This is a genomic window from uncultured Desulfovibrio sp. (genome assembly GCF_949282365.1).
In the GTDB taxonomy this organism is placed as follows: domain Bacteria; phylum Desulfobacterota; class Desulfovibrionia; order Desulfovibrionales; family Desulfovibrionaceae; genus Desulfovibrio.
This window is the reverse complement of sequence record NZ_CASDOY010000004.1, coordinates 36,525-62,036: the sequence shown is the minus strand read 5'-3', so window position 1 is coordinate 62,036 and position 25,512 is coordinate 36,525. Positions and strand designations below refer to the sequence as shown.

The following is a 25,512-nucleotide window of genomic DNA, read 5'->3' as shown; positions in this document are numbered from 1 at the left end:
GCGGATGCTTAGTCGGTCAGGACGGCGAGGATGTCTTCTTCGCGCATCACCAGATGTTCAACACCATCCAGCTTGACTTCGGTGCCGGCATACTTGTTGAAGAGCACCAGGTCGCCCTGCTTGACGGTCAGTTCGACGCGGGTGCCGTTTTCCAGGACCTTGCCGGGACCGGTGGCGATGACTTCACCCTTGGAGGGCTTTTCCTTGGCGGTGTCGGGGATGTACAGGCCGCCGGCGGTCTTTTCTTCGGTTTCCAGGCGCTTGACCAGCACACGATCGTTCAGGGGCTGCAGTTTCATGGTGTCAGATCCTCCAAAAATTTTTATGGCCACATCCTGGTGGCATGCACAGCGTCCGCGGGGCGGATGCTGAAATTATCGCGTCATGACCGCCGTAAACCCTTGCTGCGGTCCCGCAACGGGATACTAGATAAGACGCTCTTGGCGCTTGAAAAGGGGCAAAAAGGAATTTTTTTGCAAAAAATGCGAATTTCTGATAAAAATCAAATGATTCAAGCATGATATGGCGGTAAAAAACTTTTATGTGCAGAGGAGGGAACGCCCGGGGCAGGCCGGAACGGCCTGCCCCGGGAGCCTGCGGCGTGTACGACGGCCCCGTACGGATGACTCGCTGCGGGGATGCGGGCCTGACGTCGGGTGCTTGCGGTCCATAAGGAAAGACAGGCCGGGGGCGTGCGCACTGTCCGAAGGCGCTGCCGTGCGGCATGCCATGCGGACGGTCTAAGGCGTATCGATGCAAATTTTATAATTTATTTCAAACAAATGGCGAAGATCTGTCACGCATGCCCCGTGAAGGATTCCTGCCACATGCTCCCGCGCTCATTTGAAAAAGCGCGTCGGGAAAAGGGCGGGTCTGGGGGAAGGGAACGCCCTCTCGCGCGGGCATCGACCGGATGGCGGCCGCAGGCCGCGCCCGTGCGACGAAGGAAGCCACGGGTATCGGCAGCAGAGATGAGGGCTTTCCCTCTCCCTCCAGACAAGCTGTGGATCGTGTCGACACGCCCGTGCGGACGCTCAGGCGGACGCGGCCCTTTGGCCGCAGGGCAGGCAGCGGGCTATGCGGACGGCACAAAAAAAGCCCCGCCGAAGCGGGGCCTGACGGAACGAAGGGCGACTAGGCTTTGGCGCCGAACAGCTGGTCCGGCGGCAGGATGGTGAAGCCATTGGCCTTGAGCAGATCCACGGCCTGGTCGGTCTTGTCGAAACGGAAGATCATGATGGCGCAGTCCGCCTCACGGGTGATGAAGGCATACATGTATTCCACATTGATGCCGTGCTGGGAAACGAATTGCAGCACGCTGTCCAGCCCGCCCGGCGCATCGGGCACCTGGACGGCCACCACGCTGGTGCGCCCCAGGGTGAAGCCGTGTTCCTTGAGCACGGCCTTGGCTTTGTCCTGATCGTCCACGATGAGGCGCAGGATGCCGAAATCAGAGGTATCCGCCAGCGAAAGGGCGCGGATGTTGACGCCGGCCTCGGCCAGCGTATGGGTGACTTCGGCCAGACGGCCGGCACGGTTTTCCAGAAAAACGGAAAGTTGTTCAGCTTTCATGGCAGGATCCTCTACGCTTTGGGGGCATCGTCGCCCGAGGTGGGCTTTTTGTCTTTGCCGGGGGTGATGTCGATCTCGTCAGGTTCGGACGAAGCCCGGCGGAAATTTCGGATGGCCCGCCCCAGCCCGCCACCGATTTCCGGCAGTTTGTTGGCGCCGAAAATGAGCAGCACTACGATCAAAATAAGCAAAAGTTCCTGCATGCCGATGCCGAACATGGGGGCCTCCCTTGGATGTTGGGCCGTTCAGGCCATTGATAGTCGAAACATACGACGTGTGCCGTACGAGGTCAAGACGTGCTAGAGGATACCCCGCATGCACTTGCGTACCTGTGCCGGAGAGGCGGGGGTCTTGAACCCGGCCTCCAGAAGCTCGCGGGCCACCATGTCGCGCGCGTTACGGCTCCTGCCGCCCATGACCACGATCAGCAGGCGGGTCTTGCCCCGGCGGGCCGTGACGATGATGTTGTAGCCCGAGGCCACGGTCCAGCCTGTTTTCAGGCCGTCCACACCGTTGATGCCCAGCAGGGTGTTGGTGGCGCCCAGGGTGCGCCCGTTGAAGCGGAAGGAGCGCTGCTTGTGGTAGCGCAGGGCCTGGGGATGGTTGCGCAGATAGGCGCGGGCCAGTGTGGCCATGTCGCGGGCCGTGGTGCGCTGCCCGGCGGCCGGCAGGCCCGTGGGGTTCTTGAATACGGTCTTCTTCATGCCCAGCTGGCGGGCCTTGCGGTTCATCTGGGCGGTGAAGTTGCGGCTGTTGCCGCTGATATGCTGGGATATGGCCATGGCCGCGTCATTGCCCGACGCCACGGCCATGCCGTAGAGGAGCTGGTCAACGCTGACTTGCTGGCGGGGGCGCAGGCGGATCTTGGAACCGCCCACCCGCGCTGTGGGATGGACGCGGAAGGTGGTGTTGCGCTTCAGCCTGCCGGTCTTGATCCTGTCCAGGGTGAGGTACATGGTCATCACCTTGGTCAGGGAGGCGGGCGGGATGGAAAGGTTGGGGTTGTGCTCGTACAGGACCTTGCCGGTGCTCAGGTTGATCATGACGGCGGCACGGGCCCTGCGGGCGGCATCGGCGTTGTCGGGGAGCCACAGCAGGGCAAGGACGCATGCAAGGGCGCACAGCCAGCGCCCCGGGAGGGAAGGGGAGTGGAACATGGTGCCTCAGGCTGTATGATGATACGTTTGATGGGCCTCTTCCACGGCCTGCATGGCGATGGCCAGCAGGACGGGTCCGATGATGAGCCCCATGGGGCCGAAGCTGCCGAGGCCGCAGAGGATGGCGACGATCAGCACGAAAAAGGGTGCCTTGATGCCCTGCTGCAGGAAGAGGGGGCGCAGGATGTTGTCCACGCTGGTGACGGCCAGGCTCCCCCAGAGCGCCAGACCCACGGCGGGCATGGTATCGCCGGAAAACCAGAGGGAGATGCAGAGCGGTACCCAGACGATGGCCGTGCCCACAAAGGGGATGGGGGCCACCACAGTGGCCAGCAGGCCCCAGAAGGCGGGCTGCTTGATCCCCGCCACGGCAAAGCCCAGACCGCAGAGGAAGCCTTGGGCGATGGCGACCAGGACGATGCCCAGCATGACGCCCTGCAGGGCCCGGCGAACGGCCAGGACGAAGCGGCGCAGCATGGTGGCGGGGATGTGGCAGATGCGGGCGGTGACCAGGTTGATCTTGCCGGCATAGGCGGCAAAGATGACCGTCAGCGTCACAAAGAGGAAGAGCGTCCAGAGGACGGTCATGGTGCCGCCCAGGACGTCCACGCTGCGGTTGATGAGCAGGCCCATGGTATCGGCCAGCAGGGCGTCCAGGTTGCTGAGGAATTCCGAGACCATCTTGTCCACCTTGGGATAGGCGGCCAGGCTGTGGCGCAGCTCCTGGACGCGCATGACCCATTCCGGCGGCAGCTGGAAGTTGTTGGCCTGCAGCTCCCGCAGACGGGCCAGGCCTCCGGCCACCTGGGGCGAGACCAGCAGGACCAGGGTGCTGATGGGGATGACCACGGCCGAGACGACGAGGAGGATATAGCCGTAAAGCGGCAGCCGGTGGAAGCAGGAGGCGATGAACTGCCCGGGCCTCCCGGGGTGGCGCAGCCGCAAATGCTTGCGCCAGCGGCGGGTCACGCAGCGCATGCGCCTGTAGCTGGGCAGCGTCAGGCAGGCGAAGCATCCGGCCATGACGATGGTGACAGGATTGGGCCGGAGCAGCAGGAACCAGGCCAGTGCTGCAAGGATGTACAGGATGCGCGGCAAGATATTGGGCATGCGTGGACCTTTGTACGGCAGAGTAAATCGCGGCGAGCATAGCACGCCGGGCCGGGGCTGCCAAGTTCTCTTTGTCACGAGCCGCCGCGGGGCCGGGAGCGAAAAAAAGCCCTGTGCAGCTGTGCAACAGGGCTTTGGCGGGCGCAGAGGACGTCGGCTAGTCGAAGATGCTGGAACCGCGGAAGGTGATGTCCACGATCTCGTAGGTCACGCGGCCGCGCGGGATGTCCACGCTCACTTCATCGCCTACTTCCTTGCCCAGCAGGGCCTGGCCCACGGGCGAAAGGAAGGAGATGGAGCCCTTGGCGGGTTCGGCTTCATCGGGGCCGAGGATGGTATAGGTCCTGCTTTCTTCGGTATCCACGTCTTCCACCTCCACGGTGGAGCCGAAGATGACCTTGTCGCCGCTCAGCTTGTCCAGATCGACGACCTGATAGAGGGCCATGCGCGATTCGATGTATTTGATGCGCGCTTCCGCCATGCCCTGGCGTTCGCGGGCGGCGTCATAGCCGGCGTTTTCGCGCAGGTCGCCTTCTTCGCGGGCTTCCTTGATAGCCTGGATGATGGCAGGGCGTTCGCTCTTCAGGCGGGCCAGCTCTTCTTCCAGTCGCTTGTAGCCCTGCTTGGAAATGGGGATATTGGTCACGGCCATGGTACACCTCTGTTCGTCGGATGAAAAAAAAGCGTCCGCTGCGCGGGCAGCGGAGCGCATGAAAAATGCATTTGTTTGACTCACTATAGCCGCTGCCCGGATATTGGTCAAGCCCTGTCGGCCGGCGGACGGATCCTGCCCGACAGGACACCGCGAAAGAGGTTGCGCTTGCACAGGGGAGCCGCTGCGTATATGCTGGAGATAGTTTGAACAACATTCTTACCTTGCCGGAACGCCATGAAAAAATACTTGCGTTACCTGGGGCCTGTTCTCATCACGGCACTTTTCGTGCTGGCCATATATCTTCTGTATCACAAGCTCAAAGCCTACAGCATCGCCCAGATCAGGGAGAGCATCCATCAGGTCTCCATGGGCAGTATCTTTTTCTCCATCGGCCTGATGATCGTCAACTACATCATCCTGGTGGGCTATGACTGGCTGGCCCTGAAGGCCATCCACAAATCCCTGCCCCTGCCGCGCGTGGGCCTCGTCTCGCTGGTGGGACAGGCCGTCAGCTACAATTTCGGCGCCCTGCTGGGCGGGACGAGCGTCCGCTACCGCTTCTATTCGGCCTGGGGCTTTTCCCTGGTCGAGATCGTGCGTCTGGTCCTGATGCTGGCGGTCACCTTCTGGGTCGGGGCCCTGGGCCTGTGCGGCGTGGTCTTCCTGCTGGCGCCGCCCGTGATCCCCGACGAGCTGCTGGCCAAGATGCCCATCCATGACGTGCGCTTCCTGGGGGGCATCCTCCTGGCCATCGCGCTGTCCTATCTGGTGCTCTGCTTCACCATCCGCAAACCGGTGCACATCTTCGGCAAGGAGTTCGTCTTTCCCGTCCCCCGGATCGCGGTGGCCCAGATGGTGGTGGCCGGGGTGGACCTGATCGCCGCCGCCGGCTGCATGTATGTGCTCCTGCCCGGTGATCTGGGCATCGGCTTCATCGACTTCCTGCCCAGCTACCTCATGGCCCAGGTGGCCGTGGTGCTGACCCATGTGCCCGGCGGCGTGGGGGTCTTCGAGCTGGTCATCCTGCACCTGACCCATACCCCGCGCGAGCAGGCCGTGTTCGCCGGGGTGCTGCTGTTCCGCCTGATCTACTTCATCCTGCCGCTGCTGGCCGCCGCTGCCCTGCTGGCCGTGTACGAGGCCCGGCAGAGCCGCAACACCCTGCGGGAAGCCGGGCGCTGGCTGTCGGTGATCTCCCATTCCATCGCGGCCTACACGACCTTCGTGGGCGGCTGCATCCTGCTGGTCTCCGCCATGCTGCCCACCCTGCCTTCGGTGGTGGCGCAGCTCTCCTTCCTGCCCCGCCCCCTGATCATGGGCGGACATCTGGTCTGCGCCCTTTCCGGGGCCATGCTGCTCTTTGTGGCGTATGGTCTGGAACGGCGGCAGAACAGGGCCTTCTGGATGGCGATGATCCTGCTGCTGCTGGGCATCGCGGGCGCGCTGCTCAAGGGCCTGTCCTTCCTGGCCGCCGGTGCCGCCCTGGTGGTGCTGATCACGGTCTGGCTGTCCCGGCGCCGCTTCTACCGTTCGTCCTTCTTCTGGGAAGAAGCCATCCCGGCCCCCTGGCTGGCCCTTGCCTTCGCGATGCTGGGGCTGGCCATAGGCATGGGCTGGTTCATCTATCATCCCGCCTGGGACAGGGCCACCCTCTGGGGCTTCGAGCAGCATTTCAACGCCTCGCGCGTGCTGCTGGCCGATATGGGCATTTTGGTCGTGGTCCTGCTGTCGTGGATTTTCCGGGTCAGCCTGCGCGCCCGCAAGCGCCTGCAGGAACGGGGACTGCGGCAAGGGCAAGGACCGCACGCCTAGCTTTTTGGCGATCAGGGCTGCCCCGGAAAGGGGTGGCCCCTTTTTTGTCGCTGCCACGCGCGGCCCGTCCGGGCCGTCCCTGCAAGGGCGACCGCTCCGGCAGCGCATGGCAGCGTGCGGGACCTGCCCTGTCCAGTCCGGCCCCGGTCCGGCGGTCTCTTCCGCCGCCTCAGGCATTCCCCGCAGCGAAGGCAGCCAACCCTATCTGGAGGCATGCTACATGATGACGCAAGAAGACCTGTACGCCCGGCTCAGGCAGGCCCTGCGTGATGCCATCGAGCGGCACCATCTGGACGAAGCCAGCATCAGTCTGAAAAGCCGCGGCCTGACGCCGGAGGAGGCCATCGGCCGGACGGCGCGGACGGATTATCCCATCCTCAACGGCAAGGAGATCATGCTCCAGGCCCGTTTCGGTGAGGCGCTCGGCCAGGCCTTCACCAGCGCGCCCGTGGATTTCGAAGGCTCGCTGGCCGAGGTACTGGCACTGGATACGGCACGCGATCCCCAGGCCCGGGGCATCCTGGTGGCCACGCTCAACGCCGTCCTGCGTGCCACGGGCGAGATCGGCAATACGGTGCATTGCCGGGATGACGGCCCGGAGCAGTGCGCGGAACGCTACGCCGCGCTGGTGCGGGAGCGCTTCGGCAGGCCGCGCATCGCCCTGGTGGGCTTCCAGCCGGCGCTGCTGGCCCGGCTGGTCAGGGAGTTCAGCGTGCGGGTCCTGGACCTCAATCCCGAGATCGTGGGCAGCGTGCGCTCCGGCGTGACCGTGGAAAACGGGGCGAGCGCATACGGGGACGTGGTCCGGGACTGGGCGGAACTGGTGCTGTGTACGGGCAGTACCCTGTGCAACGGCACGTTCGTCGATTTTCTGGACATCGGCAAGCCTGTGCTGTTCTTCGGCACCTCCTGTGCCGGGGCCGCCCGTGCGCTGGGGGCGGAACGCTTCTGCCCCATGTCGGCCTGAGCTGTGCCGGGCTCCGTGACGGCCTTCCCCGTCAGGCCGTGAGCCGGCCCGCCGCCATAGTCGCCGGAATGACGGGCGGCTGACACGCTTCTGCCGGAGAAGGGGGCCAGACTGTCGCCATACGCGGAGGTACACCGATGGCCGACAGTGACAGGATCTTTTGCCGTATGCTGGCGCAGCGGCTCTCCTGGCGCATGTGCGACATGTGCCGGGAGAGGGTTCTGCATCTTTTGCCCGCGCCCCTGCGGGGCCTACTGCATATCGCGCTGCGCGGCAGCACGGCGGGCTATGCCCGGCTGTGGGCGGGGAGCCGCGCCTGCAGGACGGCGCAGGGACCTGCCCCGAAGGTCAGGTCTCCTGCGGCGTGAAGGAAGGCGACGGGCCGTGCCGCGGAGCGTCTTTTTGTCCTCCTTGCGCAGCCAGCCCGGGGCCAACCAGGAAAGGCATTCCTCTCTGTCCCGCGCTTCTGTATGCAGGGTAACGGGGCCGTCTTCATGCGTCCCGCAGCACTGGCCCCGGCGATCGCGTCCGGGACATGAGCCCTATGGCGGGACATGCGGCAGAGCCTTCCTCGGCATGCCGGAAGGACAGGGCAGCGGCTGTGCCTTGGGGACAGGGCCCCCAAACGCAAAAGGACGTACCGTTGAACGATACGTCCTCCTTGTCTGCGGCTTTTCGCGTGCGGTAGCCCGCCATAGCAGGGCAGGCAGGGCCGCAGCACGTCCGCCCTGTGGCAAAACGGCGCGGGGAGACGGCCAAACACGCGCTCCGCGCAGGGCCGTGCACCGTTGCGCCGCATGCCCTATTTCATTTCCTGATAGAACTCGTCCACGGCCGCCAGCACTTCCAGCGGCGGGTTCCAGCCGATGAGCGTGGCCATGAACAGGTTCAGGGCCATGCTGACCGGGCTTTCAAAAACGGGCGACAGGTCGCGCGGGCGCGCTCCCTTGAGGATGGCATCCACAAGACCGGCGCTGAAGCGGCCTTCTTCGGTGATGCTGGACTGGGCCACGCTCAACAGCGCGCCGTGCACCACGTCCGGCGAGCCCAGCTGGGAAAAGGTCGGGATGCGGGCATCGGCCAGGGGCTGCAGCACCCGCCGCATGGCGTCCGCCTGCAGGCCCACGTTATAGGTGAGGTAGACGGCCTCGACCCCCTGTTCCGCCAGCTTCTTGTGGCAGGCCAGCAATCTGTCCGAGGCCAGGTTCGCGTCCTGTATGTCAAAAGTATCGGTGCAACGCACCAGGGTGACGCCCAGCTCTCCGGCAGCGTCCTCGATCTCGTTGAGGGCGATGCTGCCGCGACCCGCCGGGGTATCCTCGTAAGCGATACCGAGCGTTTTGAACGCGAAGATGTCGTGGAACAGCAGGACCTGCCGCTTGAAGCGGTCCGGTTCGATGGGGGCCACCAGATTGTCCCGTCCCGAATCGCTGACCGAAGGGATGATGCCGGAATCCACGGCATTGGTCACGGAAGAGACGATGACCGGAACGGGCAGGTCCTGGGCGGAGAAGTCCTGTCCGGCCCAGGTGCCGAAGGCCAGGATCATGTCCACATCCTTCCTTTCCCGGATGCGCTGCAGGACGTCCTGCCGGATGCGCTCCCGCTGCTGCTTGTCCCAGCCGGCGGAATAGAAGCCGTCAGGCAGGAAGACGATGCGTTCCCCGCCGGCATGGCTGGCCAGCCATTGCCACATGCCCTGCGTCTCCTCGCTGTCCGAAGGCAGGGGCACATGGCCGTTTTCGATGAGGCCGCGTTCCTCCAGTCCCAGGGCCAGGCCCTGGAAGATGCGCTGATAGTCGGAAAAGGGGCCGCCCTCCACATAGATCACCCGCCAGGCCTTGTCGCCGGCAGGCCGTGCCTGCGCCACAGCGGAAAAGGCGCAGCTCCAGGCCAGCAGGAACAGCAGGACGATGCGGACGGAAAACGCCGGGAATGGGCGCGATGCTGTCTTCATGAAACCTCCGAAGGGGATGCCGCGTCCGTACGGGGCGCGACGCTGCAGGCCCCGGAGCCTGCGGGCCCGGGGCGGCTGTCGTGGACGATGGTCTTGGGGAGATGGGGCAGGCGGCAGGTGCGGGCCACGGCCCAGTAGGACGGGAAAAAGCGGATGCGTTCCCCCGGTACGGGAGGGCGCGGGCTGCCGGTCATATCAAGGATGGCATAATTGCCGCTGAAATCGGCGATCCAGCAATCCGGCCGGGACAGGACCAGGCCCTGCACATCCGTGTGCAGGCTGCCGCAGTCCACCAGCGCGCGGAGCCTTTTGCCCAGCTCGGGACAGCGGGCGGACCGCCCACGGCCGTTGTGGACGCTCTGCCGGGGCGGGTGGATGTCCCGTTCCGTCACTTCCAGCACCGTGGCGGACAGGGAAAAGACGTCCTGCCGGAAATTCCCGCCCAGCAGGGGCTCGTTGCGGTACATGTCCCGGCCGAGCAGCAGGGGATCCCCCATGCGGAATTCCATGACGCAGTCCCGCGGCAGGCGCGGCCCGCGACCTTCGCGACGGGCAAACCAGTTCCAGAAGATGCTCCCGCCTAGGCTGACACGCTGCAGGGCATGGCCCAGGAGCGGACCGGCCTGGGCCGCCAGTCCTTCCAGCAGGGCCATGTTCTCGTCATCCGGGCAGGTGCCGTACAGGCAGCCCAGATTGACACCGATCCCGGCCACATGCGCCCCCGGGCCCCGGGCCGCGCGTCGCGAGGCCGCCCCCACGGCCCGCAGCAGGGCGCGGGCATCGGCCAAGGGGATGCCTTCGCGCATGTCGCCGATATCCACCATGAGCTGCGTGTCATGGTGCAGGCCGGCGGCGCGTGCGGCGTGGTCAAGGGCCCGGAAGGTGCCCTCGCTGGAAAAGGCGCTGCGCTCGAACCAGCGCACGGCGTCGTCCGCCCTGTCCGGGGGCGGCAGATTGATCAGGACACGTCCCTCCCGGGAGGGGGGCTCCGTGCCGTAGAGCAGATGCTCCGTCATGTCCGCGATACCGTAGCTGCGGCAGCCCTGCGCACGCAGAAAGGCGACGATGGCCGGATGCGAAGCCGCCATCTTCAGGACAGGCAGGAAGCTGAACCGCCATGCGTGTCCCTGACGCCGGACAAGGCGCAGATTGTGGGCCAGCGCGTCCATATTGATCTCCAGTTCAGGCATGATGGCGCTCCGAAGTACAGGCTTCAGCGGTGCGGGATCCCGTAAAGGGCAGGCTGCGGGCAGGCGGGACCTGCTCCAGGAGCCGGGCCAGCAATGACGGCTGCATGGCCTGCCCTGCCAGATCTTCATAATGATACGGCAGCGAGACGGCCAGCGCGTCGCGGACCCGTGTCTGCCGCATGGCCTGCCACAAGGCGGGCGAAAGGCCCCCTGCCAGCCAGAGGTCGGCGGCACCGGCTCCCTGCCCTGCGCTCTGCAGCGGTCCCCCGGGGCAGGGCAGACGCAGGGGGAGCAGGCCCGTGCAGGCAGGGCAGGGGCTGAAGCTTTCCCGGAGCCGGTCGGCCATGCCCGGCTCGCCGCACCGCCGCAGGGCGTCGGCAAGGCCGTGGACCATGCGCGGCAGATAGCTGGTCTGGAAGATGCCCCCGGTGCAGCGCAGGCCGCGGGCCGCGGAGACGGTGGTGAAATACAGGAAGAGCGTCGGCAGGATGCGCTCCTGCTCTAGGGCCCGGGAGAGGGGGGCGGACTGCAGGGGCAGACGCCAGCCGGCGTCCCTGACGGCCACCAGACTGCGGCGATCCTGCGAGGGACGCAGGGCCAGGGCCCGGCCTTCTCCGTCCACGCCCCAGAAGAGGAAGCTGCCGCGCTGCAGGTCCTGTCTGGTCCCTGTCCAGCAGGCCCGCTGCCCGTTCAGTTCCTCCCAGATGGCGGCGACCAGCGGCGGCTGCAGCAGCAGACGGCCCACCAGACTGTCGGGTCGCTCCAGATCGGCCCGGATCAGGGCCGCGCACAGCTGCTGCATGTCCAGCGAGACCAGCGGCGGCACAGGGCAGGCCCTGTCCATGACTTCCTGCCACAGCAGGCTGTTCATGAGGCTGGCCTGATCCCGGAAGCGGCCTTGCGCCAGGACGCGCGGATGCAGGTAGACGGCCTGCACGAGACGATCCAGGGCGGCACGGGGCAGCGTGTCCGGCAGGCCGGGCATGTGCGAGGGCAGGCGGACCGCCGACGCCGCGAAGGGCGGCTGCACGCTGACCAGCACATGCCGGTGGCGGCCCGGCAGGACAGGCAGGCGCCGGCAGCGGAAGCTCGCCTCGCCGGGGTTCTCCAGTGCCAGCAGGATGCCGCGCGGATAGGCCACATTGTTGCCGGGGACGGCGCCGCAGTTGAACAGGGGCACGGCATGGCGGCAGCTCATGGCGAAGAGCAGGTCGCCCTGGAAAAATTCCGGGTGGAAGTCCACCCCGTGATGGTTGGCCGTCAGGGCGTGGAAGTCCTCGTGCAGCTCGCGCCGCAGGGCCTCTCCCAGCGCCGGGGAATACAGACGTCCGCAGGCCTCTGCGGCCAGTTCCACGAGGTCTTCCCCTGATTGCAGGGCCGGGGCGCGGGGCGCGTCCCTGGTCAGGGCCGCCGCATATGCCGCCAGGCTCAGATCCCCGGCCCGTTCGAACGCGGCCAGGGCATCGGGCATCAGGGGGCGGAGCCATTCCCGGGCCGCGTTCATGCCCGGCCTCCGTCAGAGCGTCCGGGACGCACGAGGACCAGGAAGAGCAGCGAGATCAGCATCAGGCCGATGCCCGCCCAGCGGGCGGCGCTGTCCACACTCATGACGCTCAGGATGCCGCCCACGCAGACCGGCCCGATGACCTGCCCCACGCGCTGCAGGGCATCCAGCAGGCTCATGGTCTGATCCACGCCGATGGCCCGGGCGATGTCCAGTTCCAGCAGGTATTCGCTCTGGGCCGGGATGTTGAGGCCCGTGGCCAGACCCAGCAGGATGGAGCCCGCCACCGAGGCCGGCAGGGGCGGCAGCAGGCAGAAGCTGGCCACGGACAGGGCCGAAAGGATGCCCGCCCAGAACAGGAGGCGGCTCTTGTGCAGGCTCCTGCCGACCAGGCGGGCGAACAGGGGCCCGCTGTAGATGACGATCAGGCAGTTGAGCATGTAGACGCGGCCGATATTGGATTGCGCCACCTGCGCTTCCTTGAGGAAGACCGGCAGGAAATAGTTGAGGAAGCCCACGCACAGCAGGGCCGAAGGCAGCAGGGCCAGCAGGATGAAGGCCAGGAAACGGCGATCCGCCAGCAGGCGGCGGATTTGCGGCAGGGTGAGCCGGGCGGCCGCCGTCCCCTGCTCTGCCGCTGCCGCCTGCGCGGGGCCGCGCAGCAGGTAGAGGGGCACGAGGGCCAGGCAGGCCAGGATGAGGGCGGAGATGGCGAACACGGGCCCGTAGCCCAGGCGTTCCGCCAGCATGGCCCCCAGTGCGCTGCCGCAGAGGGAACCGGCGTAGACGCCCGCGAACATGTCCGCCAGATTGCCGTCCCTGACCGTATAGGCCTGGGCCGTGAGCAGGGAAAGACCGTAGCCCAGACCCACCAGGGCCCGTGCGCCGATGAAGAGCCAAGGCGTCCAGGCCAGCATGGAGGCCGCATAGCCCAGCGCCATGAAGACGATGCCCGTCATGAGCGGCTGCCGGGCCCCCCGGCGCTTCATCCATGTCCCGGCCACCAGCACGCTGAGGCCGGTCATGCCCATCTCCGCCGAAATGGGCAGCCCCAGCAGCACATCGCGCGAGAGCATGCCGGGGGGCGTGAGCTCGGCCATGCGCAGGGGGATGAAGGAGATGCTCATGTCCATGGCCAGCACGAAGACGAACATCAGCGGACGGAACAGGGAGCTGCGGTGCGCGTGGCTGTGCGTCTCGTTGCGCAGCCGCGCTTCCAGGCAGCGGGCGAACAGCAGGAACATCTCCACCATGAAGATCAGGGAGATGGCCACCAGGGTCAGGATGTCCAGACCGCTGGCCACGAGGCGGTCCAGCCAGGGGCCGCGCGTCAGGGAGGCACGCAGTTTCCAGCCCTGCGACAGGGCGTCGCCGCTGAGCGAAAAGCCGGACGCCAGTTCCAGCAGGGCGAATTCCTGTCCCTGGGGCAGCAGATCGGGGGCGCCGGCGGCCCTGTCATGGCTGGAGGCATAGACCTTGCCTGCGGGATCGAGGATATCCAGCACGATGCCGTCGTCATGGGTGGCGGCGACCCTTTCCAGGTAGGCATGCAGCCGGGCGGTATTGTCGAGGGAGACCCCCACCAGCAGCAGGCGGTTGAGGTCTTCCGTCAGGATGGCGCCGGTATGCGCCGCATCCTCCTGCAGCCCCAGGGTATACTGCCGGCTGACGGTGTGCAGGGCCATGGCGCCGTTGCCCAGCATGATGAGCAGGAAGATGCCGATACAGAGGTTGCGGGGCGTGTCCCGGCGTCCCTGCAGGAAAAGGCAGAGGACCAGCAGCAGGATGCCGGCCAGTGCCAGGCCTCCCTGAAAGTACAGCTGCTGGCGGAAAAGCTCGTGCAGCCTCTGGTCCATCGCGGCGGAAGGCAGCCAGACGCCGATGTGCCCCGCGATCCGGCCGTTGCGGTCACTGACGGGCGTCAGCAGCAGTTCCCCCTGCTCCAGGGGCAGGACATGCGTCTCCGCAGGCTGCGGGAACTCCGTGCGGATCTCCGGCAGGACGGGGAAGGGCCCCCAGCGGTGCAGGACCTTGCCCCGGGCATCCAGGACGGCCAGGGGCATGTCCGCCGCGCGCCCCACGCTGGCCAGCAGTCTGTCCACGCCGTGATAGGTCTCCAGCTTTTTGCCGAAGCGGATGCCCATGCTCATGCGGTTTTTCAGGCTGACGGCCGCCACGGCGGCCGAGGCGCGCATATTGTCCCTGGTCTCGGTACGCAGGGAGGAGAAGAGCAGGGCATCGTAGAGCAGCAGGCTGCACAGCAGGATGGCGGTCCAGCCGGTCAGGAGGCTGGCCAGGTGCTTGCGCACGCCGTTGTCGGAAGGCAGGGTACTCATGGTCGGTCAGTTCAAGGTTGGGGCAGGGGTCGCGCCTGCGTCGCCGCCGGTACGGCAGAAGGCCAGCATGGTGATGTCGTCCGATTGCGGCTCGTCGCCGCGGAAGCGGACCAGTTCACTGAAGATGAGGGCCAGCAGCTCGCGGGGCGCCGCGTCGCGGTGTCGGGCCAGGAAGGCCTGCAGACGGGCCTCGCCGTACAGCTCCTTGCCGCTGTTCATGGCTTCGGTCACGCCGTCGGTGAAGATCAGGCAGGTCTCCTGTTCGCCGAGGCTGTCCCTGAAAAGCTCGTAGCTCACATCGGGCATGACGCCCACCAGAGGGCCGCTCAGGCTGTCCAGCGTGCGGGGCGGCCTGTCGCAGGCGGCGTCCACGATATAGGGCGGACAGTGCCCGCCGTTGGCATAGACCAGTTCCCCGCTGTCGGGATCGTACAGGGCCAGGAAGAGGGTCACGAACATGTTGCCGGGGTTGTGGGCCTCGAGCATGGTGTTGACCCGGCTCATGGCGGCCGCCGGATCGAGGCCCGAATCCAGGGCGTAACGCACCAGGGTCACGGTCATGGACATGAACAGGGCCGCCGGGACCCCCTTGCCGGAGACGTCGCCCAGCACCAGGGCACGGCGACCGTCGCGGGTGATGAAGAAGTCGTACAGGTCGCCACCGACCTCCTTGGCGGGGTCCAGAAAGGCCGAAGCCCGGAAGCCGCAGATCTCCGGCGCGCCGTCCGGGGGCGGCAGGATGCCCATCTGTATCTCGCGTGCGGCGGAAAGTTCCCCTTCCATGCGTTCCTTGCTGGCTGTGGCCTCCATCAGATTGCGGATGTTGACGGCCAGAGCGCCGCCCATGCGGGCATAGGCGCGGGCCAGCTGCCCCAGCTCGTCCCGGCGTTCCAGCGGCAGCCCACGGCTGACGAGAGGTTCGAGCCGGTCAAGGGCATCCGGAGCGGAAAAGTCCACGGCCGCCAGTTCCCTGGTCCTGCGGGTCAGCAGCTTCAGGGGATGCAGGGTCCTGACCAGGGTGAGCAGGGCCAGCAGGGCCGCCAGGGCCATGATGGGCAGGATCACGGCCAGCAGGCGGGCCAGCAGGGCGTCGGACGGCGCCCTGATGGCGGCCAGGGGCGCGATCATGGCCACGTTCCAGTCAAAGGCCCGGATGCTGCCCAGCAGACAGAGCATGTCCCCCTGCCCGGAGGGGAGGACGACCTTGCTCATGCCGGTGCGGCGTGCCTCGGCCCGTGCCGTGGTGAAGCCGTCCGGCAGACTGCCGTCACCGCCACGGGCCAGCACAGTCCCCTCCCTGTCCAGCAGGACGATGAGACCGCCGGCATAGAGGGGGATCTCCTGAAATTTTTTCTGCATGCTTTCCAGCAGGCGCTCCTTGACCTGGGCGGCCATCTTTTCCAGGTCATCCAGCGGGATCATGGAGACCAGCACCTCGCGGGGCGGGCGCGCATGGTCCAGCGGCAGGAAGTGGGCCAGCACCGGCCGGTAGGTGCCAGAGAGGATCTCGCCCTCGCTGGTGGCCATGAGCCGGGGCAGGTCCAGCACGGCAAAGTCGCCGTCCCGGGAAAGATGCCCGAGCAGGCGCTGCAGGGGCCGCTGCTTGACGTCCTGCAGGCCCGCGGCCAGTCCCAGGCGGCTCGTGCCCCCGCGGCGGAGCAGCTCCATGTCCAGGATCTCCATGCGGATGCTGTCCACGCTGTCCGCCAGGCCGAGACTGGCGGCATCCATGACGGAGAGCAGGGCCTGCCGGGAAGCCAGGTCCGTCTGCCCTGCGGGCAGCGGCGTCGTGAAGCGCAGCAGGGCCTGCACACGGGCGGCGGCATCACGCAGCTGGGCCTTGCGCAGGAGCACGGAGCGCACCTTGGCGCCCAGATAGTCGAGAGAGGCCGTATTGAGGCGTTCTTCTTCGACGCGCAGCAGGCTGGCGAAGTTCTTTTCCTCAAGGGTCTCCATATGTTCGCCTACCTGCTGCCAGGTCAGGTACAGGGCCAGGCCCACGGTAAGGGCGATGGAGGCCGCGACCAGCAGGGCCAGTCGCAGACGAAGGCTCAGATTCATGCATCCTCCCTGTCGGGGGCGCTGGGATTCCGGTCAAGACGCAGCAGTTTCTTGCGCAGACCTTCCCGGGTGATGCCGAGCAGCTCCGCGGCCCGGCTCTTGTTGCCCTGACAGGCTTCCAGGGCTCGCTGCACCAGCAGGCGCTCCGCCTCTTCCAGATTGAAGGAAGCAGGCAGGGCGGGCTCCGCTGCCGGAATGGCCGCCCCTGGAACGCCTATGCCGCCGCTGCGGGCCAGGGCAGCGAGCAGCTTGGGGGAAAGATCGGACGGACGGACGACGCTGTCCACCGTCAGGGCGGCGGCCCGTTCCATCTCGTTGCCCAGCTCGCGCACATTGCCGGGCCAGTCGTAGGCCAGCAGGCATTGCCGGGTGGCCGGGGCCAGGGTCAGGGGCTCGCGGTCCATGTTGCGTGCATGCTGGGCCAGCAGGTGGCGGGCGAGCAGGAGGATGTCGTCCCCCCGCTCGTGCAGCGGAGGCAGCGTCAGCTCGGCCACGTTGAGGCGATAGTAGAGATCCTGCCGGAAACGCCCCTGGGCCACGGCCTGCTTCAGATCCACATTGGTGGCCGCGATGATCTTGATGTCCACGGGCACGGGCCTGGCGCTGCCCACGCGCAGCACTTCCCGTTCTTCAAGGACGCGCAGCAGCTTGGCCTGATTGGGCAGGGACATGTCCGCCAGCTCGTCGAGGAAAAGCGTCCCGCCCGAGGCTTCCTCCACCAGACCGCGCCGGGCGCTGACGCCGGTGGCCACGCCCTTTTCGATGCCGAACATCTCGCTTTCGAACAGGGAATCGGGGATGGCCGTGCAGTTGACCGCCACGAAGGGCGCATCGCGCCGGGGCGAGTGGTAATGGATGGTCTTGGCGAAGATCTCCTTGCCCGTACCGGAAGGCCCGAGGATCAGGGTATTGATGGGCCGCCGGGCGATGGCCAGCGCCTGGGCCACCACCTGTTTCATGGCCGGACAGTGGCCGATGATGCGGCGGACGTTGTATTCCCTTTGCAGGGTCTCCACCACATGGCGGTTCTCCTCATGCAGGCGGGCCCGGCTTTTTTCCAGTTCCTGCTCAAGCTGTTCCACCTTTTCCAGCAGTTCGGCCCGCTGGAATTCGCGGGTCTCCACCTTGACGATCATCATGCCGAAGGCCTCGGCCAGACGTTCCAGGGCCGGGGTGGAGCTGCCGCTGCGGGTCAGGGCGAACAGGGCATCCGCATCGGCGGGACGGCCCCAGGCGAGGTCGTCGCACAGATGGATCAGCAGGTCGAGCGTACGGGTGTTTTTGTCAGGCATGGTTATCCTCTGTGCAGGGACTGTACCCAGCGCAGCACTTCGGCCACGGGGCCGATGAGGTCCTGGGGGATATAGGCGTTTTCCGTCCCCTGTTCATACAGGCTGCGTGCCAGCGGGACATTGCGCATGACGGGGATGCCCTCTTCCCTGGCGATCTCGATCATGCGCTGCGCCAGCACGCCCTGCCCCTTGGCCAGGATGACGGGCAGGGGGGTCTTGTCCTTTTCATAGTCCAGGGCCACGGCGAAATGGGTGGGATTGGTCACGAGCACCTTCGCTTTCCTGACGTTGGCGAGCTGGTTCTGGGCGATCATCTCCTGATGCAGCTGCTTGCGCTTGCCCTTGATGAGCGGGTCGCCCTCGCTTTCCTTGTATTCCCGCTTGACTTCGTCCTTGCTCATCATGTTCTGCTTGTTGAACTGCCATTTCTGGAAGCACCAGTCCGCAGCGGCGATGACGCAGAACACGCCCGCCGCTGTCAGCACGAGCTCGCCGCAGGCGGAGCCGAGCAGCTGCCACATGTCGCCGATGTCCCCTTGCGGGATGCGGAACAGGCGCGGCAGATAGTCGGCAAAAATGATGTACACGCTCAGTCCCAGGACCAGTACTTTGAGGATGTTCTTGACGAATTCCACCAGGTTCTTGAGCGAGAAGACCTGCTTGAACCATTTGGCCATGTCCAGGTTCTCCAGCTTGGGCATGGCGGCCTGCGGTGCGAACAGCACCCCCACCTGCATCAGGTTGGCGCACAGGGCCACGGCCAGGACCATGCCGATGAGCGGGGCGGCCACGCGCAGGGAGCAGAGCAGGGTCGAGGTGGCGGCCAGCTCCAGGGCCTCGTCAAAGGGCCTGTTCATGAGCAGCATGGGGATCTCGCCCATGGTCAGCATGGTCTTGAGCATGTCGGAGGCCATGGCCAGCAGATAGACCGCCACCGCCATGACGGTCAGTGCCGAGGGCACGTCCTGGCTTTTGGCAACCTGCCCCTTGGCCCGGATGTCCCGCAGGCGTTTGGGCGTAGCTTGTTCGGTCTTTTCACTGCTCATGGACGCATGCCGTTGCCGTGCCCAGCGTCAGGCCCCGGGGCCCGGCGCAGGCCGGCGGTCTTAGTCCCCTCCCGGCAGGACATTGTCCAGCTTGAGGATGGATTCGCGTGTGAAATCAAACAGCTCCGGCGCGTGCGACAGCAGGAGGCCGAAGTAGAAACAGAGCAGGAAGGCCGCGATGCCGCACTTGATGGGCATGGCCAGCACATAAACATTGAGCTGCGAGGCAAAACGGTTGACCAGGCCCAGGGCGATGTCGGTCAGCAGGCAGGCCACGGCGATGGGCCCGGCCAGCAAAAGCATGTGGCCCATGAGCCAGCCCACCTTCTCCGCGAAATACAGGGGCGCGCCCTGGGACACGGCCATGGGCAGGAGCTCCGTCACCGGCCAGATGCCGTAGCTGGCATAGACCAGTCCCACGAAGGCCAGGAAGGCCCCGGAGGTATAAAAAATATAGACCAGGCTCTGGAACAGCAGCTGCCCCAGGGGGCTGCTCTGGTCGCCGGACAGGATGTCCGCCCCTTCGGCCATGGTGGCGCCGCGCTGGTTGTCCATGAAAAAGCCCGCGCTCTGTACCGTCCAGAAGACGATGCCCGCCAGAAAACCGATCATCAGGCCGAGGACGGCCTCCTTGAACAGGAGCAGGGCCAGACGGCCGCCCACGGCCAGGGAAAGCGCGGCGGAGAGCGTCATCTCGTCCGTGAGTTCGCTGAAGATGACGGGATGCATGGGCAGGTACAGGGCCAGGACCAGCAGCATGCGTATCTGCCCCGTGACGACCGAGGCCCCGAAAAAGGGCGCCACGGCCACCAGGGCGAAGAGCCGCGGCATGCCCAGCAGCAAGGCCGTCAGGTGCCCGTAGGCCCCTATCTCCTGCAAGAATTGCGAAAGATCCATGCGCGTCCTGTCCGCACCGGCGCCGCCGGATCACGGTCCGGCATGCGGCTGCCCCTGCCGTTCAGAGCAGGTAAAAACGGTTGAAGATGTCCTCGCTGTAATGCAGTATCTCGCCGCTCAGCCATTTGCCCATCAGAAAGAGCGTCACGCCCACGGCCAGCAGTTTGACGCCGAAGGTCAGGGTCTGTTCCTGCAGCTGGGTGATGGCCTGGACAAGGCTGAGGACGATGCCCACGGCCGAGGCGACCACGATGGGCGGCAGGGAAAGGATCATGACCAGATACAGGGCGTTGACAGCGTAATCGATGGCGAGTTCCATGCCTTGCTCCTAGAGGCGGATCCTGTTCACGGGCTGGACGCTGATCTCCGGGGTGATCTCCTGGTAGGAGACCACGGGCAGCCGGTAGTGTTCCCCTTCGATGAGGCGGCGCACATAGCGGCGGATATCCATGCTGGCCAGCAGGACGGGCCGCTGGACATGCTTGCGGTAGTCGCCCGCCGCCGTGCCCACGGCCGCGATGAAGCGGCGCGAGGTGTCGGGGTCGAGCGCCAGGAAGGCCCCGGCCGAGGTCTGCCGGATGGCCTTGCGGATGGTCTCTTCCACCGAGGGATCCATGAGGATGGCCGGCAGCATGTTCTGGCCCCGCGAATACATGTAGCTTATCTGGCGCTTGAGGGCGCCGCGCACATATTCGGTCAGCATGACGGTATCCTTTTCCTTGGGGCTCCATTCGATGATGGCTTCCAAAATGTTCCGCAGGTCGCGGATGGAGACCTGCTCCTGGGCCAGACGCTGGAAGATCTCCGCGATGCGCTGCACGGGCAGCAGGCGGGTGGCCTCGCGCACCAGGTCCGGGGCGCGTTCTTCCATGCGGTCCAGCAGGTACTTCGTCTCCTGCATGCCGATGAAACTGGAGGCATGCCGGGCCAGCACCAGCGAAAGGTGATAGGCCAGGATGCGGGAGTGGCCCATGCAGGTCAAGCCTGCCTGCTCCAGCAGAGCCTGTTTTTCCGCCGGGATCCACAGGCTCTCCACATCGGGCAGGAAGTTCTCGCCATGTCTGACCTCCACGCCGAGCATGCGCAGGGTGTCCTCGCTTTCGCGTGCCAGCACCATGCCCGCTTCCATCTGGCCGCGCGACATGGGGATCTCGTTGACCTGCAGTTCATAGGTCAGCCCGGGCAGGGAGGGGGTCACGCGCAGGTTGATGCCGGGAAAGGGCACGCCCATGTCGAAGTAGAGGGCACGCCGCAGCGCGGCCAGCTCGTCGTTGAGGGCATCGTAATCCAGCGAGGTCGCCAGAGCCTCCGAGATGTCGAGGATGATGGGCACCGTGGGCGCGAAATCGTCCTGGGGACCGGAGGGACGGCTTTTGCGCTCCTTCCGGGTGGCGGACTTGAGGGACTGGTCGAGTTCCTTGCGGGCATCCCGGGGCGCGGGGGCGGAGCGGATCCTGTCCAGGATGTAGCCGAGACCGGCGATGGCGAAGGCCAGGGCGAACAGCTGCGGCTTGGGGAAGCCGGGGATGAGCGCGAAAAGGAAGATCAGGCCGCCGGCCATGAGCAGGGCCTTGGGCTGGGCGAAGAACTGGCCGCCGATCTGCGCCCCCACGTCTTCCTGGGTGTCGCCGGAACGGGTGATGAGGATACCGGCCGAGATGGCGATGATGAGCGAGGGGATCTGGGAGACGAGGCCGTCGCCGATGGTCAGGATGCCGTAGATCTCCAGCGCTTCGCCGGCGGAGATGCCGTGCTGGGTGATGCCGATGACGGTACCGCCCACGATGTTGACCACGGCCACGATCATGCCGGCGATGCTGTCGCCCTTGACGAACTTCATGGCGCCGTCCATGGCGCCGAACATCTTGCTTTCCTGGCTGATGATCTCGCGGCGGCGCTGGGCTTCCTCCATGTCGATGACGCCCGCGCGCATGTCCGCGTCGATGGACATCTGTTTGCCGGGCATGGCGTCCAGGGTGAAGCGCGCGCCCACTTCGGCCACACGTTCGGCGCCCTTGGCGATGACCAGGAACTGCACGATGGTCAGGATCAGGAAGACCACGGCACCCACTACGAAGTTGCCGCCCAGGGCGAATTCGCCGAAGGTCTGGATGATCTCGCCGGCGTCGGCATTGAGCAGGATCAGGCGGGTGGTGGTGATGTTCAGGCCCACCCGGAAGAGGGTGGTGAACAGCAGCATGGTGGGGAAGGAGGAAAATTCCAGCGGTGTCCTGACATACATGGTCATCATCATGATGGCGAAGGACAGGGCCATGTTGGCGCCGATGAGCGTATCCACCAGGGCCGTGGGCAACGGCATGATCATCAGCGCGATGACGGCCACCAGCAGGCCCACCAGGGCCAGGTCACTGTGCCGCGTGGTCAGGGAGACGATGTTGCGTGCGTCGGAAAACAGGCTCACAGATGGCTCCCCCCGGCGGCAAGATAGGCGTTGAGCGCGTTGCGCGCCTCATCGGCGCGTCCTGCCTGCCACAGGGCCCGGGCCCGGAGCAGGTGCAGCACGGCATCGCGCGAAGGGAGGGGCCCGCCTGCCAGCAGGCGGTCGAGCTGTTCCAGTGCGCGTTCGGCATCGCCCGTTTCCAGCCAGACCACGGCAAGACAACGCCGTGCCCATGCGTCGTCGGGATCCAGGGCCAGCAGGGCCAGGGCCAGTTTCCTGGCCCGCTGGAACCGGCCCATGCGCAGGAAAAGATGCCCCAGCACCTGCAGGGAGCGGCACTGGCCTGCCGTGAGCGGGGAACGGCCCTCCGCCATGCTAGCCTCCCACCATCAGGCCGGTATAGGCCCGGAGCAGCTCGGTATTTTCCAGCAGGGGCGCCAGTTCGTCGCGTACGAAAGCCCGGACGGCGGGCTTGTCGCTGTCCCGCAGCGCCGCAAGGCTGCCCTGCAGTTCCATGTGGAATATCTCGGGCTGGAGGATGGAACCGTCGCCGAGGGCCGGGCACAGGGCCGCGTCCAGCTGCTGCGAGGCACGGCGGCTGTTGTACAGCTCGTCCAGCCCCGCCTCGCGCATGGCGCTGGAGGCCAGGGGCCGGGCCGCAGGCAGGTGGCCGTCCGTACCGGGATCCATGACGTTCTGGATACCCAGTCCGGGATCCAGCAGATTGACGGGCGAGTGCGACATGTTCAAACTCCCTGCAGGTCGTTCATGGCCTGCGCAAGTTCCATGACGGCGGTTTCGATGCGGGCCGCGGTGGCCTGCCGCTCGGGCAGACGGGTCAGCAGGATCAGGGTATCCCCCCGCATGCCCGCGGTCAGGGGGAAGGCGCGGGCATGATGATAATGGCACAGGGCCAGGGCGCGTTCCGGCAGGGTCCGGTCGTGGGCCGGGCAGGGCCGGGCCAGGTAGAGCAGCAGCTCCTCCTCGCCGTGCCGCTGCTGCCTTTCGAAATGCAGGCGGCCCATGGTATCTATATCCAGCGCGATCAGCCCTTGCGGGGAAAAACGCAGCGGGGGCAGGCCCATACGCTTCCACAGGGCATCCAGTTCATGATCCAGCATAGCATCTCCGCATCAGCCCGGTAAGGCCGCGTCTCTATTCCTGGGCCGCCAGCCAGGCGTCTTCCTCGGCGATGGCGGCATCCACGGCATCCTGGACGGCATCCAGCACTTTCATGCGGCCTTCGTTGCCGTCGAACAGGGACGGGGCGAACGAACGTGTGGTATTGAGCAGCTCCTGCAGGAAGAGCACCTTGCGCTCGATGTCCGGGGCGCCGGCTTCCTTCGCGAGCGCGCTGATGCGGCTGCCGCTGACATATCGCTCCTTGCGCAGATCCAGGATCTTGCCCAGCAGGGCCATGTCGTCCAGGGGGCAGTGCCGGATCCCGTGGACGTTGCTCCAGCGCTCCAGCAGGCGGGCGCACAGGCTGCGGGCGCTTTGCAGCTGCCGCAGGTCGCCCAGGCTGCTGTTGACGTGTTCCAGATGGCTCGTTTCCATGCTGGGCACGTCGGCCGCAAGGTCGCTGGCCAGGGCCTTGTAGAGGAAATCCAGGGCGGCGTCGAAATCCTTGCCGTAGGTTTCCTGGATGTGGGCATACAGGGCATTGACGTCTTCGAAATGACAGACGGTCTCCCGGTAGAAGCCCCCCAGCGAGCCGGCATCGCCCAGCCCTTCGAAACCCCGGGCATTGAGCGCGCCGTTGATACCGGCCCGGATGGCAGGGCCTTCAGTGCGTTCCAGCTCGTCCAGCGCCTGGTCCAGGGTGTGCAACGTCTCCGGCGGGGTGCCCGGCCCGGCGGACAGTTCGTCGCGCAGGTCCCTGAGGGCGGCCCAGGCCTCGGAAAGATCGGGGAAGAAGCGGCGCAGCTCGCGCAGGACTTCTTCCTTTTCGGCGCGGGAAGCCAGGAAGCCCTTGAGCCGGTCCATCTTCTGGATCTCGCGGGCCTCGCGCATCAGTTCCTGATACTTTTTGAGGCGTTCCTCCATGGCTTCGCTGATCTCGTCCCGCTCCTTGCGTTCCTCCAGCTCGAAGTCATCCGTGGCATCGACGGCAAACGTCAGTTCTTCCGCGGCATCGGCCAGCAGGGACATGGGGGAGTCCACCACTGTGGCGGCATTGCCGAACAGCGATCCTGCGGCAGCCGCAGAAGCGCCCGATCCCTGGGAGGCGGTGCTGTGCACCTGCTGCTGGTGGATGGAAAAATCGATGCTCATGGCGGGGGGCTCCCGATTGCACAAAAAATTGTTGGCAATATGGTATGCTATATGCCAGAATCATGCCACCACTTTGTGGTATCACGGGCCTGCCGTAACAGCAAGAGGATTGCCCGGTATCGGTCCGGTACGTCTGTGTATCCGGCGGGATATCCACCGTTGATGGGAACTTTGTTGTTCCAGACGGAAGGTTTTTGGCAAAAAATGTTGGCATGTGGGCCCGGCAACCGGCCGAATGGGCTTTTTTTATGCGGACAAAAAGCTGGCATGATTTGTGCTAGTCATCCAGCAGCATCGCCACCACGTTTGATAAGGAGATCGACATGTCGTTCACAGAACAGGATCTGAAAAAGCAGATGGAAAGTTTCGCCGCCCTTCGTGAGGAGTTCTCCCGGCTGGAGAGCCAGGAAAAAGCCATGCGCAAGCAGCTCGGTCTGCCGGAGCAGGGGCAGAAGAAGACGGATCCGGCTTCCCTGACGCCCGAACTGCGCAAGATGCTCGAAGAAGCCGAGACCGAAGCCCGGCGCGCCGGCGAGGCTCGCGCCGCCCAGTCCCGCCCCGCCGCCAATTCGGCCGCTGGCGGCGGCATCCTCGGGGGTGGCCGCCGGAACATCGTCCGCCTGTAGGCAGACGGGCAGGGGGCCCGTGCGGGCCGTGCCGCCCGGCGGGGCATCACGCCATCTCTCCATGGCAGAGCAACAAAAACAGGATGTTATATGAGTCAGGTCAATTTCGATACCACCTCTTCTGTCTCTTTCGGCGAACTGGGCCCCACCACGAGCTTGCAGCTGATGTTCGCCAAGCTGCAGCTGGAGCTGGCCACCACCGCCAAGACCCAGGCCATGGACAAGATGGACGCCATCGCCAAGGCGCAGGACGAGCAGAAGCTCGTTTCCCAGCTGCTCAACGAGGCCCGGCAGGCCAAGGCCGATGCCAACTCCGGCATTGCCGCGGGCACGCAGACCGAGACCTATTCCAACGGGACGACGGAAAAAAACACCAAGAACTGCACCCTGATGTCCAAGGAAATGGTGGATTACATGGACGCGCACGGCTTGGCCTACGACAAGACCGGCGGCGACTACAATCACAGCTCTGATGAATGGGACGTGGCCATCACGGCCCTGGAAAGCCGCCTGGAAGAACTGGGCACCAATACCCAGCAGGAGATGGTCTACGTCCAGGACTACATGGGCCAGTACAACTCCTACCTGCAGGGTGCCAACACCCAGATCGCCAACTCCAACCAGACCCTCACCAGTCTGGCCCGTGGCCAGTAAG

The 25,512-nt window shown here is 65.7% G+C and carries 24 protein-coding genes; 4 read left to right on the top strand and 20 right to left on the bottom strand.

The features are described 5' to 3' along the window. Nucleotides 1-8 precede the first annotated feature (8 nt). From groES to greA, 6 genes are all read right to left on the bottom strand, one after another. A complete protein-coding gene (gene groES, locus Q1X76_RS02585; protein ID WP_300717923.1) occupies nt 9-299 on the bottom strand; it encodes a co-chaperone GroES in 291 nt (96 codons plus the stop codon). Nucleotides 300-1,134: 835 nt separating this feature from the next. Then, nucleotides 1,135-1,572: an ACT domain-containing protein gene (locus Q1X76_RS02580; RefSeq protein ID WP_300717921.1), complete on the bottom strand. Its 438-nt coding sequence runs from the start codon at nt 1,570-1,572 to the stop codon at nt 1,135-1,137. Nucleotides 1,573-1,583: 11 nt separating this feature from the next. Further along, on the bottom strand, nt 1,584-1,790 hold the full coding sequence (locus tag Q1X76_RS02575) for a twin-arginine translocase TatA/TatE family subunit (RefSeq protein WP_006004692.1): 207 nt from the start codon (nt 1,788-1,790) through the stop codon (nt 1,584-1,586). Nucleotides 1,791-1,871: 81 nt separating this feature from the next. Next, on the bottom strand, nt 1,872-2,729 hold the full coding sequence (locus Q1X76_RS02570; protein ID WP_300717920.1) for a D-alanyl-D-alanine carboxypeptidase family protein: 858 nt from the start codon (nt 2,727-2,729) through the stop codon (nt 1,872-1,874). Nucleotides 2,730-2,735: 6 nt separating this feature from the next. Beyond that, nucleotides 2,736-3,839 (bottom strand): AI-2E family transporter, encoded by a 1,104-nt coding sequence (locus Q1X76_RS02565; RefSeq protein WP_300717918.1) that lies wholly within the window; start codon nt 3,837-3,839, stop codon nt 2,736-2,738. A gap of 157 nt (nt 3,840-3,996) precedes the next feature. Then, nucleotides 3,997-4,485: a transcription elongation factor GreA gene (gene greA, locus Q1X76_RS02560; RefSeq protein WP_168935013.1), complete on the bottom strand. Its 489-nt coding sequence runs from the start codon at nt 4,483-4,485 to the stop codon at nt 3,997-3,999. A 243-nt stretch (nt 4,486-4,728) separates the two neighbouring features. Here greA and Q1X76_RS02555 point away from each other — a divergent pair, with 243 nt between their 5' ends. Next, a complete protein-coding gene (locus Q1X76_RS02555; RefSeq protein ID WP_300717916.1) occupies nt 4,729-6,306 on the top strand; it encodes a lysylphosphatidylglycerol synthetase family protein in 1,578 nt (525 codons plus the stop codon). A gap of 220 nt (nt 6,307-6,526) precedes the next feature. Beyond that, the gene (locus tag Q1X76_RS02550; protein ID WP_300717915.1) at nt 6,527-7,273 is read left to right on the top strand and encodes a DUF364 domain-containing protein; all 747 of its coding nucleotides are present in this window, start codon (nt 6,527-6,529) and stop codon (nt 7,271-7,273) included. An 802-nt stretch (nt 7,274-8,075) separates the two neighbouring features. Here the strand turns inward: Q1X76_RS02550 and Q1X76_RS02545 are convergent. From Q1X76_RS02545 to sctW, 14 genes are all read right to left on the bottom strand, one after another. Continuing rightward, nucleotides 8,076-9,230 (bottom strand): ABC transporter substrate binding protein, encoded by a 1,155-nt coding sequence (locus tag Q1X76_RS02545; protein WP_300717913.1) that lies wholly within the window; start codon nt 9,228-9,230, stop codon nt 8,076-8,078. Beyond that, a complete protein-coding gene (locus tag Q1X76_RS02540) occupies nt 9,227-10,420 on the bottom strand; it encodes an alanine racemase (RefSeq protein WP_300717911.1) in 1,194 nt (397 codons plus the stop codon). Before Q1X76_RS02540 ends, Q1X76_RS02545 begins: the two co-directional genes overlap by 4 nt. Continuing rightward, entirely contained in the window at nt 10,413-11,924 is a 1,512-nt protein-coding gene (locus Q1X76_RS02535) for a hypothetical protein (protein WP_300717910.1), read from the bottom strand. Before Q1X76_RS02535 ends, Q1X76_RS02540 begins: the two co-directional genes overlap by 8 nt. After that, a complete protein-coding gene (locus Q1X76_RS02530; RefSeq protein ID WP_300717908.1) occupies nt 11,921-14,260 on the bottom strand; it encodes an MFS transporter in 2,340 nt (779 codons plus the stop codon). The genes Q1X76_RS02535 and Q1X76_RS02530 overlap by 4 nt, the downstream gene beginning before the upstream one ends. 6 nt (nt 14,261-14,266) lie before the next feature. Continuing rightward, complete coding sequence (locus Q1X76_RS02525; RefSeq protein WP_300717906.1) at nt 14,267-16,321, bottom strand: SpoIIE family protein phosphatase; 2,055 nt, start codon at nt 16,319-16,321, stop codon at nt 14,267-14,269. Then, nucleotides 16,318-17,613 (bottom strand): sigma-54 dependent transcriptional regulator, encoded by a 1,296-nt coding sequence (locus Q1X76_RS02520; protein ID WP_300717905.1) that lies wholly within the window; start codon nt 17,611-17,613, stop codon nt 16,318-16,320. Before Q1X76_RS02520 ends, Q1X76_RS02525 begins: the two co-directional genes overlap by 4 nt. A gap of 2 nt (nt 17,614-17,615) precedes the next feature. Then, on the bottom strand, nt 17,616-18,659 hold the full coding sequence (sctU, locus tag Q1X76_RS02515; RefSeq protein ID WP_300717903.1) for a type III secretion system export apparatus subunit SctU: 1,044 nt from the start codon (nt 18,657-18,659) through the stop codon (nt 17,616-17,618). A gap of 60 nt (nt 18,660-18,719) precedes the next feature. Further along, a complete protein-coding gene (sctT, locus tag Q1X76_RS02510; protein ID WP_300717901.1) occupies nt 18,720-19,556 on the bottom strand; it encodes a type III secretion system export apparatus subunit SctT in 837 nt (278 codons plus the stop codon). Nucleotides 19,557-19,617: 61 nt separating this feature from the next. Further along, nucleotides 19,618-19,875 carry a type III secretion system export apparatus subunit SctS gene (sctS, locus tag Q1X76_RS02505; protein ID WP_300717899.1) on the bottom strand — a complete coding sequence of 86 codons (258 nt, stop codon included), beginning with the start codon at nt 19,873-19,875 and terminating at the stop codon, nt 19,618-19,620. Nucleotides 19,876-19,884: 9 nt separating this feature from the next. Further along, complete coding sequence (gene sctV, locus Q1X76_RS02500; RefSeq protein WP_300717898.1) at nt 19,885-21,978, bottom strand: type III secretion system export apparatus subunit SctV; 2,094 nt, start codon at nt 21,976-21,978, stop codon at nt 19,885-19,887. Further along, entirely contained in the window at nt 21,975-22,331 is a 357-nt protein-coding gene (locus Q1X76_RS02495) for a tetratricopeptide repeat protein (RefSeq protein WP_300717897.1), read from the bottom strand. Before Q1X76_RS02495 ends, sctV begins: the two co-directional genes overlap by 4 nt. 1 nt (nt 22,332) lies before the next feature. After that, nucleotides 22,333-22,701, bottom strand: a complete 369-nt coding sequence (locus Q1X76_RS02490; RefSeq protein WP_300717895.1) for a type III secretion protein — start codon at nt 22,699-22,701, stop codon at nt 22,333-22,335. A gap of 2 nt (nt 22,702-22,703) precedes the next feature. Further along, nucleotides 22,704-23,078 carry a type III secretion chaperone SycN gene (gene sycN / locus Q1X76_RS02485; RefSeq protein WP_300717894.1) on the bottom strand — a complete coding sequence of 125 codons (375 nt, stop codon included), beginning with the start codon at nt 23,076-23,078 and terminating at the stop codon, nt 22,704-22,706. A gap of 34 nt (nt 23,079-23,112) precedes the next feature. Next, nucleotides 23,113-24,231, bottom strand: coding sequence for a type III secretion system gatekeeper subunit SctW (gene sctW, locus Q1X76_RS02480; protein WP_300717892.1), 1,119 nt, complete (start codon nt 24,229-24,231; stop codon nt 23,113-23,115). A gap of 323 nt (nt 24,232-24,554) precedes the next feature. Here sctW and Q1X76_RS02475 point away from each other — a divergent pair, with 323 nt between their 5' ends. Beyond that, the gene (locus Q1X76_RS02475) at nt 24,555-24,857 is read left to right on the top strand and encodes a hypothetical protein (protein ID WP_300717890.1); all 303 of its coding nucleotides are present in this window, start codon (nt 24,555-24,557) and stop codon (nt 24,855-24,857) included. A gap of 90 nt (nt 24,858-24,947) precedes the next feature. Beyond that, nucleotides 24,948-25,511 carry a USH1C-binding protein 1 gene (locus tag Q1X76_RS02470; RefSeq protein WP_300717889.1) on the top strand — a complete coding sequence of 188 codons (564 nt, stop codon included), beginning with the start codon at nt 24,948-24,950 and terminating at the stop codon, nt 25,509-25,511. The last annotated feature ends 1 nt before the right edge of the window (nt 25,512 follow it).

Excerpts from the sequence above, each read along its gene's own strand:
- sctS (WP_300717899.1), bottom strand. The coding sequence starts at position 19,875 with ATGGAACTCGCCATCGATTACGCTGTCAACGCCCTGTATCTGGTCATG.
- Q1X76_RS02565 (WP_300717918.1), bottom strand. The coding sequence starts at position 3,839 with ATGCCCAATATCTTGCCGCGCATCCTGTACATCCTTGCAGCACTGGCC.
- sctU (WP_300717903.1), bottom strand. The coding sequence starts at position 18,659 with ATGAGCAGTGAAAAGACCGAACAAGCTACGCCCAAACGCCTGCGGGAC.
- Q1X76_RS02550 (WP_300717915.1), top strand. The coding sequence starts at position 6,527 with ATGATGACGCAAGAAGACCTGTACGCCCGGCTCAGGCAGGCCCTGCGT.
- Q1X76_RS02575 (WP_006004692.1), bottom strand. The coding sequence starts at position 1,790 with ATGTTCGGCATCGGCATGCAGGAACTTTTGCTTATTTTGATCGTAGTG.
- Q1X76_RS02475 (WP_300717890.1), top strand. The coding sequence starts at position 24,555 with ATGTCGTTCACAGAACAGGATCTGAAAAAGCAGATGGAAAGTTTCGCC.
- groES (WP_300717923.1), bottom strand. The coding sequence starts at position 299 with ATGAAACTGCAGCCCCTGAACGATCGTGTGCTGGTCAAGCGCCTGGAA.
- sctT (WP_300717901.1), bottom strand. The coding sequence starts at position 19,556 with ATGGATCTTTCGCAATTCTTGCAGGAGATAGGGGCCTACGGGCACCTG.
- Q1X76_RS02570 (WP_300717920.1), bottom strand. The coding sequence starts at position 2,729 with ATGTTCCACTCCCCTTCCCTCCCGGGGCGCTGGCTGTGCGCCCTTGCA.
- Q1X76_RS02490 (WP_300717895.1), bottom strand. The coding sequence starts at position 22,701 with ATGTCGCACTCGCCCGTCAATCTGCTGGATCCCGGACTGGGTATCCAG.
- sycN (WP_300717894.1), bottom strand. The coding sequence starts at position 23,078 with ATGCTGGATCATGAACTGGATGCCCTGTGGAAGCGTATGGGCCTGCCC.
- Q1X76_RS02470 (WP_300717889.1), top strand. The coding sequence starts at position 24,948 with ATGAGTCAGGTCAATTTCGATACCACCTCTTCTGTCTCTTTCGGCGAA.
- Q1X76_RS02555 (WP_300717916.1), top strand. The coding sequence starts at position 4,729 with ATGAAAAAATACTTGCGTTACCTGGGGCCTGTTCTCATCACGGCACTT.
- Q1X76_RS02530 (WP_300717908.1), bottom strand. The coding sequence starts at position 14,260 with ATGAGTACCCTGCCTTCCGACAACGGCGTGCGCAAGCACCTGGCCAGC.
- sctW (WP_300717892.1), bottom strand. The coding sequence starts at position 24,231 with ATGAGCATCGATTTTTCCATCCACCAGCAGCAGGTGCACAGCACCGCC.
- Q1X76_RS02525 (WP_300717906.1), bottom strand. The coding sequence starts at position 16,321 with ATGAATCTGAGCCTTCGTCTGCGACTGGCCCTGCTGGTCGCGGCCTCC.
- Q1X76_RS02495 (WP_300717897.1), bottom strand. The coding sequence starts at position 22,331 with ATGGCGGAGGGCCGTTCCCCGCTCACGGCAGGCCAGTGCCGCTCCCTG.
- Q1X76_RS02535 (WP_300717910.1), bottom strand. The coding sequence starts at position 11,924 with ATGAACGCGGCCCGGGAATGGCTCCGCCCCCTGATGCCCGATGCCCTG.
- Q1X76_RS02580 (WP_300717921.1), bottom strand. The coding sequence starts at position 1,572 with ATGAAAGCTGAACAACTTTCCGTTTTTCTGGAAAACCGTGCCGGCCGT.
- Q1X76_RS02540 (WP_300717911.1), bottom strand. The coding sequence starts at position 10,420 with ATGCCTGAACTGGAGATCAATATGGACGCGCTGGCCCACAATCTGCGC.
- Q1X76_RS02545 (WP_300717913.1), bottom strand. The coding sequence starts at position 9,230 with ATGAAGACAGCATCGCGCCCATTCCCGGCGTTTTCCGTCCGCATCGTC.
- Q1X76_RS02520 (WP_300717905.1), bottom strand. The coding sequence starts at position 17,613 with ATGCCTGACAAAAACACCCGTACGCTCGACCTGCTGATCCATCTGTGC.